At 68.6% G+C, this 14,087-nt stretch carries 10 protein-coding genes; 8 read left to right on the top strand and 2 right to left on the bottom strand.

Annotated elements, in window-relative coordinates; translation table 11 throughout:
• The 3 genes from PI86_RS13035 to PI86_RS13025 all read left to right on the top strand — a co-directional run bounded on the left by PI86_RS13035 (position 1) and on the right by PI86_RS13025 (position 3,791).
• Positions 1-1,488 (top strand): NAD(P)/FAD-dependent oxidoreductase, encoded by a 1,488-nt coding sequence (locus PI86_RS13035; RefSeq protein ID WP_039322974.1) that lies wholly within the window; start codon positions 1-3, stop codon positions 1,486-1,488.
• Between the two features lie 166 nt (positions 1,489-1,654).
• Entirely contained in the window at positions 1,655-2,329 is a 675-nt protein-coding gene (locus PI86_RS13030) for a TetR/AcrR family transcriptional regulator (RefSeq protein ID WP_014900594.1), read from the top strand.
• A gap of 172 nt (positions 2,330-2,501) precedes the next feature.
• Positions 2,502-3,791, top strand: coding sequence for an acyl-CoA dehydrogenase family protein (locus PI86_RS13025; RefSeq protein ID WP_039322971.1), 1,290 nt, complete (start codon positions 2,502-2,504; stop codon positions 3,789-3,791).
• Positions 3,792-3,861: 70 nt separating this feature from the next.
• Here PI86_RS13025 and hchA read toward each other — a convergent pair whose 3' ends face one another.
• Positions 3,862-4,743: a glyoxalase III HchA gene (gene hchA / locus PI86_RS13020; RefSeq protein WP_039322967.1), complete on the bottom strand. Its 882-nt coding sequence runs from the start codon at positions 4,741-4,743 to the stop codon at positions 3,862-3,864.
• Positions 4,744-5,096: 353 nt separating this feature from the next.
• Here hchA and PI86_RS13015 point away from each other — a divergent pair, with 353 nt between their 5' ends.
• A complete protein-coding gene (locus PI86_RS13015; protein WP_014900591.1) occupies positions 5,097-6,761 on the top strand; it encodes a fatty acid--CoA ligase in 1,665 nt (554 codons plus the stop codon).
• A gap of 367 nt (positions 6,762-7,128) precedes the next feature.
• Positions 7,129-9,897 (top strand): LuxR C-terminal-related transcriptional regulator, encoded by a 2,769-nt coding sequence (locus PI86_RS13010; protein ID WP_039323051.1) that lies wholly within the window; start codon positions 7,129-7,131, stop codon positions 9,895-9,897.
• A gap of 27 nt (positions 9,898-9,924) precedes the next feature.
• Here PI86_RS13010 and PI86_RS13005 read toward each other — a convergent pair whose 3' ends face one another.
• The gene (locus PI86_RS13005; protein ID WP_014900589.1) at positions 9,925-10,797 is read right to left on the bottom strand and encodes a LysR family transcriptional regulator; all 873 of its coding nucleotides are present in this window, start codon (positions 10,795-10,797) and stop codon (positions 9,925-9,927) included.
• Positions 10,798-10,991: 194 nt separating this feature from the next.
• Here PI86_RS13005 and PI86_RS13000 point away from each other — a divergent pair, with 194 nt between their 5' ends.
• From PI86_RS13000 to PI86_RS12990, 3 genes are all read left to right on the top strand, one after another.
• Entirely contained in the window at positions 10,992-12,029 is a 1,038-nt protein-coding gene (locus PI86_RS13000) for an NAD(P)H-quinone oxidoreductase (protein ID WP_039322961.1), read from the top strand.
• A gap of 133 nt (positions 12,030-12,162) precedes the next feature.
• Entirely contained in the window at positions 12,163-13,146 is a 984-nt protein-coding gene (locus PI86_RS12995) for a LysR family transcriptional regulator (protein WP_039322957.1), read from the top strand.
• Between the two features lie 256 nt (positions 13,147-13,402).
• The gene (locus tag PI86_RS12990; RefSeq protein WP_039322954.1) at positions 13,403-14,077 is read left to right on the top strand and encodes a histidine phosphatase family protein; all 675 of its coding nucleotides are present in this window, start codon (positions 13,403-13,405) and stop codon (positions 14,075-14,077) included.
• Positions 14,078-14,087 lie beyond the last annotated feature (10 nt).

The raw sequence follows: 14,087 nt of genomic DNA, 5'->3' as shown, positions 1-14,087 counted from the left end.
ATGGGCGACGCATATGGTGTGACGATGGCCGGACACACAGGACCGGCGGAACGGCAGGCGGCGGAGCGCGCCGCGGGCGGCGTCGGCGCGGCCGCGTCGATGCAGGCGGCCGGGATGGAGGCGGCCGGCCCGCTCGCGCGCTGGGGCGAGGCAATCCGTGCGGACGCCGCGTTGCAGAAGTATCGGCCGATCGGCGGCTGGATCGAAGCGCCGGATCACGCGCAGCCGCCGCTCGAAGGCGACGTGCACGCGGACGTGATCGTAGTCGGCGCCGGCTTCGCCGGCCTGTCGACGGCGCTGGAGCTGGCCTCGCGCGGCGCGAGCGTCGTCGTGCTCGAGCGCGAGTTCGCGGGCTTCGGCGCGAGCGGGCGCAACGCCGGCTATCTCGCGGGCGGCCAGGGGCTCGAGTACGAACTGTTCGTCAAGCGCGTCGGGCACGAGCAGGCGAAGCGGATCGTCGGCTTCTACGACGAAGGCGTCGCCTATGTCGAACGCAAGCTCGCCGACTACGCGATCGATTGCGACTACCGCGCGTCGGGCATCATCCGCGCGGGCGTGCATCCGTCGCAGGAGAAGCGCTTGCGCGAGAGCATGGCAACCGGAATCGAGCTCGGCTCGCCCGCGCAGTTCCTCGACGGCGCAGCGATGCGCGCGCGCGGCATTCCGCCGGCTTTCCTGTTCGGTGCGTACGTGCCGGGCGGCGGCACGCTCGATCCCGGCAAGTACGTGACGGGGTTGCGGCGCGCGGCGCTCGCGGCAGGCGTGAAGCTGTATGAGAACACCGCGCTGCTCGGCTTCGACGAAGGCGAGACGGTGCGCGTGCGCACCGCGCGCGGCAGCGCGAGCGCGCCGGTTCTGGTGCTCGCGACCAACGCGTACACGCCGCAACTCGGGCTGCTCGGCGACAAGGTGATGCCGTTGCGCGTGTCGGCGCTCGAAACCGAGCCGCTGTCCGATGCGCAGCTCGATGCGCTGGGCTGGCCGAACCGCGAGGGCATCGTGACGCCGCACCTGACGATGGAAAGCCATCGCCTCACCGCGCGCAACACGCTGCTGCTGACGACCAAGCGGCTGCACTACGTGTACGGTTCGCAGACGCCGAACGTGGCGGACGACGACGCGTATCGCGCGCTCGCGAAGACGCTGCACGCACGCTTTCCGCAACTGGGCAACGTGCCGGTGCGTGCCTGCTGGAGCGGCTACATCTCGTTCGCCGGCGACGCGCTGCCGGTGGTCGGCGCGGCCGGCGCGCACCGCAACGTGTTCTACACGGCCGGCTGTTCGGGGCACGGTGTCGGCACGCAGTCGCTGATCGGGCGCGTGCTGGCAGAGCGCATACACGACGGGCAATCGCCGCTGCTCGACACGCTGACCCACAAGACGCCGTCGGTGCCGCCGGAGCCGCTGCGCTGGTGTGCGGTCAACGCGTTGCTCGGCGTCGCGAACCTGCTCGACGAGCGCGTGAACCGCAAGGTGCGCCCGATGTAGCCCCGCACACGCTCGTTGCGACGCGGGAATGCGGATCCGGCCGGACCGCCCGGCGAAGGGGCGGCTCGATGGAAAATGAGGCTCGCATCGGGTATAGTCGTTTGCGCTCCGTAAGGTACGGAGCGTCCATTCGACGAAGCCGAACGCCATCTTCACGACGAACACGATGACAGTGTCCAACGAGCAGCGCAGCACCCGAAAGCGGCGCACTTCGACTGCTACCGCAGCAGCGGGCAACCCCGACGGTTTGCGGGCGCAAGGCCTGCGCACGCGCAACACGATCATTCGCGTTGCGCGCAAGCTGCTGCTGGAAGGCGGCCCGCTGGAATTCTCGCAGCGCGCGGTCGCCGCTGCGGCAGGGATCAGCGTCAGCAATCTGCAGTACTACTTCCCGACCCGGATCGCCGTGTTGCGGGCCGTCATCGAGCCGGTCATCGATACCTATCTCGAAGACATGAAGCGCGCGATCAGCAGCGACGCGTCGCCGCGCGACGTGTTCGAAGAGATCATCCTGCGCTCGATCTCCGATGCGAAGGATGCCAAGTACAACGCACTGTTCCGGCATTTCCTGTCGTTCGCGGCCACCGATGACGAGTGCTTCAAGCTCTATGACGAGTGGTACGCGACGCTGACGCGCGACCTCGCGCAACTGCTGCGCGCGGTCAATCCGGCGTTCAGCGCGGCCGACAGCCGGCACGCGGCGACGATGCTGATCGCGCTTGCGGACGGCTTTGCGATGCAGTATGGCACCGGGCGGCATACGCAGGCGCTCGATGCATATTTCACCGCGACGTCGCGCGCGATCGCCTACGGCACGCTGACGGCGCCCGCCGGCAAATAACCGCGCGAACCGCACAGCGGTGAATCAGGAAGAGACAGGGGAATACCCTGTCTTTTTTTTGCTCCCTGTGTTTGTCATGATGACCTATGTTTTGTATTTTTTACTAGAAGTGGGATGGCCGGGTGCAGCTGCTGCCCGGTCGACATGACTGGAGTCCAGGAGGAGAACGGAGATGATTCGTCTGAACAAGTCTGCGGCGCTGCCGCTGGTCGGCCTGACCGGCTTCGAGACGCCGCTGAGCGAAGAGGAAAACGCGATCCAGCACACGGTTCACCGCTTTGCGCGCGACGTGCTGCGGCCGATCGGCCGCGAGCTCGACCGGATGACGCCGGAGGAGGTGATCGCCCCGGGCTCGCCGTACTGGGCCGCGATCGTCGAGAGCGCGAAGCTCGGGCTCGATCCGCAACTGATCGCGCAGTTTCCGCCTGAAACGGCGGTGCGCATCGAGTCGCTGATCGGCGAGGAGCTCGGCTGGGGCGATTCGGGCCTGGCCGTGTCGATCGGCGCCGCGACGATGCCGCTGATGATGGCGCATTCGGTCGGCAGCCCGGAGCTGGTCGAGATGTGCGCGGGCAAGGTCGGCTGCTGGATGAACACCCAGCCCGATCGCGGCTCCGACGCGGCGATCCTGTATCGGCAGGAACTCGGCGCGAACGGCCGGCAGCCGGTCGGCAACGTGACCGCGAAGGTCGGCGCCGACGAGATCGTGATCAACGGGCAGAGCTCAGCGTGGATCTCGAACGGATCGGTCGCGCAGGTCGCGCTCGCATACATGGCGGCCGACTACGGCGACGGGTTCTATGGCGAAGGCGAGCGCAGCATGTTCACCAACGGCATCGCGATGATCCTGCCGCTCGATCTGCCGGGCGTGTCGCGCGGCAAGCCGCTCGACAAGATCGGCCAGCGCTCGCTGCCGCAGGGCGAGATCTATTTCGACAACGTGAAGGTGCCGAAGCGCTTCGCGATCGCGTTGAAGGACGACTACCTCGGCAACCTCGCGTCGACGTGGTCATACGCGGGCACGCACATGTGCCAGGTGTTCGTCGGCGTCGCGCGTGCGGCGTTCGAGCTTGCGCTTGCGTATTGCCACGAGCGCAAGCAGGGCGGCGTGCTGCTGATGGATCACCAGATGACGCACCTGCGCATCGGCGAGATGCTGCGCCGGCTGGAGATGGCGCGCGCGATCGCGCGGCGCAGCCTCGCGTTCTCGCGGATGTCGCCGCAGAGCCATCCGTACGCGACCGCGCAGGCCAAGGTGAGCGTGACCGAGGAAGCGATGAAGGTGACGCACGAGGCGTTTCAGCTGTTCGGCGGCAACGGCACCACGCGCGAGTTTCCGATCGAGAAGCTGTTCCGCGACGTGCGCTCGGCGCTGATCGAGGACGGCGAGAACTACGTCCTCGCGTCGCGTCTCGGCGTGCTGGCCGGCGAGCTTTATCAGAACGGGTGGACGCGGGAGTAAGCGGCGCAGTGCCGACCTGCGGCACGCCGCGCCCCGGCAGAACGCCTGCCGGGGCGCGGCGTGCGCGACGTCAGTTCCCCACTTCCTTCAGCAGTGCGGCGGCCGCGAGCTTGCCGATGCCGTTGGACGCGAGCGGACTGTCGCCCGTGATCAGCTTGCGGTCCTGATGGCAGCGGCCGGTCATGTCCTTGTTCAGCACGCGCGCGCCGAGCTTTTCAAGGCTCTGCGCGACGAGCCACGGCAGCGGGCCCGGCATGTAGCCGATGTCGAGGTTCGGCCCGGTGTCGAGCGCGTCGGGAAATACGCAGATCTCGTAGTCCTTGAACGGATAGTCCTGCGGCGCCTCGCCGACCGCCGCGGACAACAGGCACGCGGGCCCGTGACACAGCGTGATGATGTGCCGGTCATTGTCGAGCGCCCACTGGAGGGTTCGCTTGACTTCCTTGCTGTGCGGAATGGCGGCGAGGACGCCGTGGCCACCGGGAATGAACACCGCGATATATGGCGAATCGGCGCCGAGATCCTGCTCGAGCACGTCGGACAGCTTGAGCGGCGTCTTGAGCTTCGACAGGTATTTCTGGTACGTGCCCTGCACGGCTTCGTCGTCCTGCGGCATCGCCCACAGTTCGAGCTTGGCCGGGTTGCCCGACAGCGTCGCGACATCGATCTCGAAGCCCGCCTTGTCCATGTGGTGCATCGGCAGCAGCATCTCGACCGGATGGTTGCCGGTCGAGAACATCTTGCCGTTCGTCATCAGGATGTAGCGCTCGTCGGTCGCGATCATCAGGACTTTCCATTTGCCGCCCGTGTACGGATTCGGGTAATCCGCGCCGTCGAAATCGGTCTTCGACGACGTGTACTGCGACAGCGAATACGGCGACGGAAAGTACGCGTTGTTCTCCGCGTGATCGGGCGCGGGTGCGCGGTCCATCTGCGTCGTTTCGGAAGTCATGGCTGCTCCTTGCTCGGGGATGGGTTCAGGGGGGCATGGGCCAGCCGGCGTGCGGTCTCGATACGCAATCCGGAACCGGCTGCGCCGGCCCTCCGTTCGTGCCGGGTCGTGCGGACGGGTACCCCACAGGGCGGCTACGCACTGCGATGAATCCTACAACGCCGTCTTGCGGCGCAGGCCCCCCCGAACAGGTGGGTGGCGCGCCGCGGCCGTCGTGCCGCCGGTACCAGGGATCGACAGCCCGGTCGTTCCCCGGCAGCCCTCCCCCTGACAGGGGGGGGGCGCGAAACCCGACCCGTCCGGTATCGTGGCCGCAATCGCGACGACCGGCCCGGTCGCTTATGGAGACATTCATGAATTCGTCATACCCCTGCCCGGACGACGGCGCGGCCCCGGCCGCGCATGCGTACCCGCTGCTGATCAAGCAACTGCTTCATGCGCCGCTGGCGACGCGGCCCGAACAGGAGATCGTCTACGGCGACCGGGTCAGGCACGACTACTGGACGTTCCGGCACCGCATCGGCCAGCTCGCGAGCGGACTGTCGTCGATCGGTGTCGGCGCGGGCGATGTCGTCGCCGTGATGGACTGGGACAGCCATCGCTACCTGGAGTGCTACCACGCGATTCCGATGATGGGTGCGGTGCTGATGACGGCCAATGTCCGGTTGTCGCCCGACCAGCTGCTGTACACGCTCAACCATTCGGGCGCGCGCGTCGTGCTGGTTCACCGCGACTTCCTGCCGCTGCTGGCGGGCCTGCGCGACCGGCTGGAGACGGCGCGGCACTTCGTGCTGATCGCCGACGGCGACGCAGGCGGCCTGCCGGACGGTTTCGCCGACGAATACGAGCGGCTCGTCGCGGCCGGCTCGCCCGATTTCGCGTTCCCCGATTTCGACGAGCAGACCCGCGCGACGACGTTCTATACGACCGGCACCACCGGGTTGCCGAAGGCCGTCGCGTTCACCCATCGCCAGCTCGTGCTGCACACGCTCGCCGGCATGGCCGCGTTGTCGAGCCCGCGCGAGCGCGGGCGCGTGCATCGCGACGACGTGTACATGCCGATCACGCCGATGTTCCACGTGCACGCGTGGGGCATGCCTTACATTGCGACCGCGCTCGGACTCAAGCAGGTGTATCCGGGGCGCTACGCACCGGACGGCTTGCTGGCGCTGATCGCGCGCGAGTCCGTGACGTTCTCGCACTGCGTGCCGACGCTGCTCGGCATGATCCTCGACAGCCCGGCGTCGGCCGCGGCCGACCTGTCGTCGTGGAAGGTCATCGTCGGCGGCTCGCCGCTGCCCGAAGGGCTGGCGCGGGCGGCGCTCGCGCGCGGCATCGAGGTGTACACCGGTTACGGGATGTCGGAAACGTGCCCGCTGATGACGATCGCGCAGGTCGATGCGCCGCTCGCGGCCGGCGACGCGCCGGACGACGATATCGCGCGCCGGACCAAGGCGGGGGTGCCGCTGCCGCTCGTCGACCTGCGCATCGTCGACGCGCAGTTTCGCGACGTGCCGCACGACGGCCGGTCGGCGGGCGAAGTCGTCGTGCGGATGCCGTGGGCGACGCAAGGCTATCTCGGCGACGCATCGGCGTCGGCGGCGCTGTGGGCCGGCGGCTACCTGCACACGAACGACATCGGCGTCATCGATCCCGATGGCCGGCTGCAGATCACCGACCGGATCAAGGACGTGATCAAGACGGGCGGCGAATGGGTGTCGTCGCTCGAGCTCGAGGACATCCTGTCGCGCCATCCGGCCGTGCGGGAATCGGCCGTGATCGGCGTGAAGGACGCGCGCTGGGGCGAGCGGCCGCTCGCGCTCGTCGTGCTGGCCGACGATCATGTCGGGCGCGTCGAACCGGCGGAGCTGCAAGCCCATGTGAAACAGGTGGCCGACCGCGGGCTGATCTCGCGATATGCGGTGCCGGAACGCCTGCTGATCGTCGACGCCATCGAGAAGACGAGCGTCGGGAAGATCAACAAGCGCGCGCTGCGCGAGCGCTACCAGCCCGACTGAGCGGCGCGCCGGCCGCCGCGCCCATTCATCGCCAGGCCTTGCGGGAAACCGCGGCGCCGCCGGCGGCGCGGGCCGCCCGCTGCCGTCCAGTCAGGATGAAGCCACTTTTCCGCCGGAGGTAGCCCCCCGAATGGGGGGCTGAACATCGCGCGTCCGTTCAAGAACAATGCGGGTCCTTTGCCGTCGACCGTGACGCGCCGCCGCGAGCGCGCGCGCCGGTGCGGACATCACCTATTTTGACGGCCGGCGCCGAATCGCTATGCTGTTTCGGCGCGCGGCGCAACCCGGCCCGGGCATCCGGCCGGGCCGCCGGCTGCGCTTTCCGGCCGGGCGGACACGCGCACAGCGTGAGGAGAACGGGAACAGCATGACGCCGAGGGACAGCAGACAGCCGGCCGGCCCGGCGGACGCCGACACGATCGAAGTGCTGGTGCGCACCAAGCTCGCGCCGGCGTCGACCCGCGGGATCGTGTCGCGCATGGCCCGGCTCGGGCGGCTCAGGCGCGGCCTCGACCGCCGGCTGACGCTCGTCTGCGCGCCGGCCGGTTACGGCAAGACGACGCTGCTGGCGGAGTGGCGCAACGCGCTGGTCGAGTCGGACGTGAAGGTCGCATGGGTGAGCCTCGACCAGGACGACGACAACGCGTCGATTTTTGCGTCCTACGTGGTCGCGGCGATCGTCGCGGCGACCGGCGGGGTCGGCACGCGCGCGCAGCAGCTGCTGCGCGACCGCGCGTTGATTCCGCTGAAGATCGTGTTCGACGAACTGCTCAACGAGCTGGAGAGCTCGGGCATCGAACTGTTCCTGATGCTCGACGACTTCGATCGCCTCGCGTCGCCGGTCATCCACGGCGCGATGTTCGAGCTGCTGCGCTATGCGCCGTCGAACCTGCATGTCGTGCTGTCGTGCCGGTCGCTACCGGCATTGCCGCTCAGCTACTTCGAGTCGCGCGACCAGCTCGTGCGGGTGGACGAGAACGACTTGCGCTTCGACGACGCGGAGACGCACATGTTCTTCGAGCGGGTCGCCGGCAAGCCGCTCAATCCGGACAGCGTCGGGCGCCTGCGCACGGCGACCGAAGGCTGGGTGTCGGGCCTGCAACTGGCGGCCCTTGCGCTGCACGACGACAGCGACGCGGCGCGCGTCGCCGAACAGGTCAGTCACGCCCGCGCCGGCATCGCGGCGTACCTGAACGAGAACGTGATGACGCAGGTGCCGGACCCGATCCGTCAGTTCCTGCTGCACACGGCGGTGCTGGACCGGATGACCCCGGCGCTGTGCGATGCGCTGACCGGCCGGGACGATGCGCTCGACTGCCTCGAGTGGCTGAGCGCGCACAACCTGTTCATCCGGTCGATCGACGGAGACCGCCGGCGCTATCGTTACCACGCACTGTTTCTGCAATACCTGCGCGAGGAACTGGCACTGCGCGAGCCCGGCGTGGTCGCCGGGCTGCAGCGCCGCGCGAGCGAATGGTATGCGGCCGAGCGGCAATGGCCGGACGCCGTCCGGCACGCGCTCGCGGCCGGCGATTTCGACGCGGCCGCCGGCTGGGTCGAGGCGTGTGCGATGAAGCTGATCGCGTCGAGCGACGTGCGCACCGTGCTCGACTGGGTATCGCGCCTGCCCGGGCAGGCGCTGGCCGGCCGTCTGCGGCTGCGCATCGCGCATGCGTGGGCACTGGCGCTGTCGATGCAGATGGTCGACGCGCGTCGCGCGCTGGAGGCGCTCGAAGCCGACATCGAGGCCGGCTGGCTCGACACCGATGCCGTCACGGCGACCGAACTGCTGGCCGTCCGCTCGCTGATCGCCGCGCTGTCGGATCGCAGCATCGAGTCCCTGCACCTCGGCGAGCGCGTGCTCGCGGCCGGGCCGCCCGCCGGTTCGTGGATCGAGCAGATCGGGCAGACGACGCTGAGTTTCGGGCTCGGCTACGCGGGCCGCCTCGACGACGCGCGGGATCTCCGGGCGCGGGCGGAGCGCGCGGCGTCCGGCCACGAACCGCTGTTCGCGCACGTGTACCGCCAGAACATGTCCGGCCTCGCGGAGTTCGTCGCAGGGCGCCTGCACGACGCGTCGAAGACCTTCGAGACGGCGCTGCGCGGCGCCGAGCGGGCGGCGGGGCGCCTGTCGGCGGCAACGGCGCTGTCGGCCGGCTACCTGTCGGCGATCTACTACGAATGGAACGACTGGCCGAAGGTGCGCGACGCGCAGGCTGACCGCTTCGACATCGCGATGCAGGCGTGCTCGCTCGGGCCGCTGCTGAGGTTCGTGCAGACCGCCGCGCAGCTGCAGTTCGAGTCGGGGAACGACGCGCGTGCGCACGAACTGCTCGACGAGGCCGACCACGTCGCGTGCAGCCGGCAATGGCTGCGGCTGCGCGTCGCGTGCATGGCGACCGGCATCCGGTTTCACCTGACTGCCGGGCAGCCGACGCAGGCGCATCGCGTGGGGCGGGCGCTCGCGTCGCTGGTGACGGCCGCACCGCCGGAGCAAACCTCGAGCGAGGTCGAGACGTGGCAGATGGCGCAATCCGCGCATGCGCGGCTCCTGCTCGCCGACGCGCGCGCGGACGAGGCCGCGCAGGTCATGGCGACCGTGCACGAGGTGCTTGCCGCGCGCGGGTTCGACTGGCTCGCCGCGCAGGCGGCCGTGTTGCGCGCGGTGGCGTGCGAACAGGCGGGCGACGAGGATGCGGCGCTCGAGGTGCTCGCCCGCGCGCTCGAATACGGTCAGGGCAACGGGCTCGTGCGCACCTTCGTCGACGAGGGGGCGGTGGTCGAGCGGATGCTGGCGCGCGTGCAGAAGCAGGTCGAGCGGTTTCCTGCACTCGGCGGCGCATGGTATCCGCGCGAGCTGGTGCGCGCGTTCGACGCGCAGCGGGCTGCGAGCGCGACGCCGGCCGCGCGGCCCGGCGTGGCCGGCAACCTGAGCGCGCGGGAAGTCGAAATCCTCGACTACGTCGCGCGCGGGCTATCGAACAAGGAGATCGCCCGTGCGCTGCGCGTCGCGCCGGAGACGATCAAGTGGCATCTGAAGAATATCTTCGAGAAACTCAATGTCACGTCGCGCATCCAGGCGGTGCGCAGCGGCCTGGCGCTCGATGCGTCGCGCACGCGACCCGGTGACGAATGAACGGCGGCCGCCCGCCGGCGATCGGTGTCATCGATGCGCGGCAAACGCAGCCGTGATCTCGTCGATCATCGCGCGAATCCGCGCGGTGTGCCGCAGGTCACGGTGCGTCACGAGCCACACTTCGTACGGCGACTCACGGACGCGTTCCGGCCACACCCGCGCGAGCCCGTCGCGCTCGCCCATGTGGACGGGAATCTCGCCGATCCCGAGGCCCGCGCGTAGCGCGGCACGCATCATCAGGTTCGAGTTCGTGCGCGTGACGATGCGGCCGTCGCCGATCGGCTCGCCGGCGAGCGTCGGCGTGCGGCTCGCGTCGATGTACGGCTGGTAGACGACCAGGTCGTGTCCCGCGAACGCGTGGCCGCGCTCGGGCTCGCCGTGCCGGTGCAGGTAGTCGTGCGATGCGAACAGGCCCGCGTCCCAGCGCGCAAGACGGCGTGCGACGAGATCGGGATTGTCGGGCCGCACCGTGCGGACCGCGATATCGGCTTCGCGCTTCGCGAGACTCAGGATTTGCGTCGACGTGTTCAAGGCGACCGAGACGTCGGGATGCTTGGCATGCAGCCGCGCGATCGACGGCATCACGAATTCGAGCGCGAGCGCATCGGTCGTCGTGATCTTCACCTCGCCGGCGAGCCGCCGGTCGACCCCTTGCGTCAGCCGCACCAGCTCGTGTGCGTGCTGCTCCATCGCCTCGGCGGCGCGGAGCGCCAGTTCGCCGACCGGCGTCGGCAGATAGCCTTTCGACGAACGCAGGAACAGCGTGGCGCCGAGCATGTGCTCGAGCGTCGCGAGCCGGCGCCCGACCGTTGCCTGATCGACGCCGAGCGTCTGTGCCGCGCGGCGCAGCGTGCGCTCGCGATGAATCGCAAGGAAGACACGTGCGTCGTCCCAGTTCATCGTTGGTCCGGACTGATGCATTTTTGCATTCCCCGATCGGCAATTCGCTGCGTGCCTGCAAGCGGCATCGCCCCTAGACTGGCTTCACACACATTGCGATGCCGCGATTCCCGGATGGCCCGCGAATCGGCCGCGCATCGACGAACGTTGAGGATCATATCGTGAATGATGACGTGAAACCCCTCCCTGCCGACATGACCGCGATCGAGATCGTGCAGCCCGGCGGCCCCGAAGTGCTCGTGCCGACCACGCGTGCGGTGCCGTCGCCGGGCCCCGGCGAAGTGCTGATCCGCATTCACGCGGCCGGCGTCAACGGTCCCGACGTGTTCCAGCGCAAGGGGCTGTACGATCCGCCTCCCGGCGCGTCCGATATTCCCGGCCTCGAGGTCGCGGGTGAAGTCGTCGCGATCGGGCATGACGTCACGCGGTTCGTGATCGGCGATCGTGTCTGCGCGCTGATTCCGGGCGGTGGATACGCGGAATACGCGGTCGCGAACGAGAGCAATACGCTCGCGATTCCGGACGGCCTCGGCATGGCGGAGGCGGCGGCAATGCCGGAAACCTTCATGACGGTCTGGCTGAACCTGTTCCAGCGCGGCCGGCTCGCGGCCGGCGAAAGCGTGCTGATCCACGGCGGCGCGTCCGGTATCGGCACGACGGCGACGATGCTGGCGAAGGCGTTCGGCGCGTCGAAGATCATCACGACGGTCGGCTCGGACGCGCAGCGCGATGCGAGCGTGCGTCTCGGCGCCGATCATGCGATCGACTACCGCAACGAGGACTTCGTCGACGCGGTCGCGCGCTTCACGGACGGCAAGGGCGTCGACGTGATCGTCGACATCATCGCCGGCGACTACGTCGCGCGCAATTTCGCGGCGGCCGGGATGAACGGCCGCATCGTGCAGATCGGCGTGATCAACGGGCCGGCCAGGGAACTCGATTTGTTCCCGATGCTGACGAAACGCCTGACGCATATCGGCTCGACGCTGCGCTCGCGCACCTACGCGGAGAAGGCGCAGATCATTCGCGAGCTGGAGGAGGCCGTGTGGCCGCTGATCCGGCAAGGGAGCGTCAAGCCGCAGGTGTACCGGATGTTCGAGCTTCGCGATGCACGCGCCGCGCACGAGCTGATGGATTCCGGTCGTCATATCGGCAAGATCGTGCTGGTGACGCCGGCGGCGGATCGATCGCTGCAGGCCGCCGTCGACGCAAACGCCAAGCATTCCACATGAACGGTCGGCATTTCAGCCCCCCGGTCGGGGGGCTGAAGCTGCGTCGGCGAATGCCGGACAATCGGTAACACTGGATGCATCGCCGTGCCCGGCCGGCGCGCGGCGCGGATGCCGCGATGGACGAAGAGTCGAAATGGACATGCTCGAGAACATGCGGACGTTCGTGCGCGTCGTGCAGGCCGGCAGCTTCACCGCCGTCGCGAAACAGACCGACGTCGCCACCGCGCAGGTGTCGAGAGCCGTCGCGAGCCTGGAAGCGTATGCGCAGATTCGCCTGCTGGACCGGACCACCCGGAAGATCGCGCTGACCGACAACGGGCGTCGCTACTTCGAACGCCTGCTGTCGATCCTCGGCGACGTCGATCAGGCCAATGCCGAGGCCAGGAACGCACTGGTGCGCCCGTACGGGCGCTTGCGCGTGCACACCATGCCCGGACTCGGGCAGAGCCACGTGACCGCGTCGGCGGTCGCCTATCAGGCGAGCTTCCCCGACGTCGCCATCGAGATGACCTATTCGCAACGGATGCCGAATCTCGTCGAAGAGGGCTACGACGTGTCGATCGTCACCGCGTCGAGCCTGCCCGATTCCGGTTACATCGCGCATTCGTGCGGCAGGTCCTGCAGCGTGCTGGTCGCGTCGCGCGCCTATCTCGATCGCTGCGGCGTGCCGTCGACGCCCGCCGATCTCGCGAACCATACCTGCCTGCGCCTCGATACGCCCGCGGAAGCGAGCGGCGAATGGCTGCTGCACGGCGCCGGCGGCGAAACCGTGTCGCACGCCGTGCTGGCCGCGCCGTTCCAGGCGAATGCGCCGGAAGCGCTGTCGATCGCGCTGCGCGCCGGGCTGGGCATCGGTTCGCTCGCGATCTATTCGATCGTCGACGACCTGCGCAGCGGACGGCTCGTCCGCGTGCTGCCAGACTACCGGCTGACGATGCTCGACGTGTACGCGATGTACGCGTCGCGCCGCTTCCTGGATGCCAAGGTCCGTACCTTCGTCGACCACTTGCGCGCCACGCTGGCCCCCGCGCTGAAAGCCGACCAGCACGCACTCGCCGCGCTCGCGGCGCCGTGCGGCCGCGAGCGCACACGCACGTGGTCCGTCGCCGCGGCCTGATGGTCGGCGATGCGCCGTTGCCCCGTTTCCCGTTCAAGGCGCGTACCGAGCCTCTCCCCCTCCTGGAAGTGTTCGACACACCGTGGCTGCTCCTGCAATTCTCGTGCCGCTGCGTGCGGCGGCCGGCGAACGCACCCGTCCGGATACCCGAAATTCATGAAATGAATACCGGCCGATTCAGAAAATAAATTTCAAAAATGCAGGCCCGGTCGCTATGCTGGGCCTTCGGTATCACACTGACTCTGGCGGGCATGCAATGGCTGAACTCTTTCTGGTACGGCACGGGCAGGCGTCGTTCGGCACGGACGACTACGACCGGCTGTCCGCGGCAGGCGAGCAGCAGGGCGTCTGGCTCGGCGAGTACTTCGCCGCGCAGGGCCTGACATTCGACCGCGTGATCTGCGGCACGATGAACCGGCATGCGCAGACGGTCGACGCGATCCTGCGCGGGATGAATCGCGAAGGCGCGCCGGTCGACCGCCATCCGGGCCTGAACGAATACGACTTCCACGGGCTGTTCGCGGCGGCGGCCGGCGACTATCCGGAGCTCGCGCGACTCGCGGCCGGTTCGATGAAGGAGTACTTTCGCGCGCTGCGGCAGGTGCTGCACCTGTGGGCCGACGACCAGCTCGGCGACACGGCGCCCGAGACCTGGACGCATTTCCAGCAGCGCGTCGCCGACGCCCGTGCCGCGATCCGGCACGGCGACAACCAGCGCGTGCTCGCGGTGAGTTCCGGTGGCCCGATCGCGGTGACCGTGCAGCAGGTGCTCGCCGCGCCGCCGTCGAGCGCGATCGCGCTGAACCTGCAGATCCGCAACAGCAGCCTTTCGCAGTTTTTCTTCAACGCCGAAGCGTTCCACCTGGCGTCGTTCAACGGCATCCCGCATCTCGAGGATCCCGCACGGCGCACGTGGCGCACCTACGGCTGACCCTACGAAC

This window comes from Burkholderia sp. A9, assembly GCF_000801975.1.
Note: the sequence above shows the minus strand (reverse complement) of the source record. Positions and strands in the feature narration are given on the sequence as shown.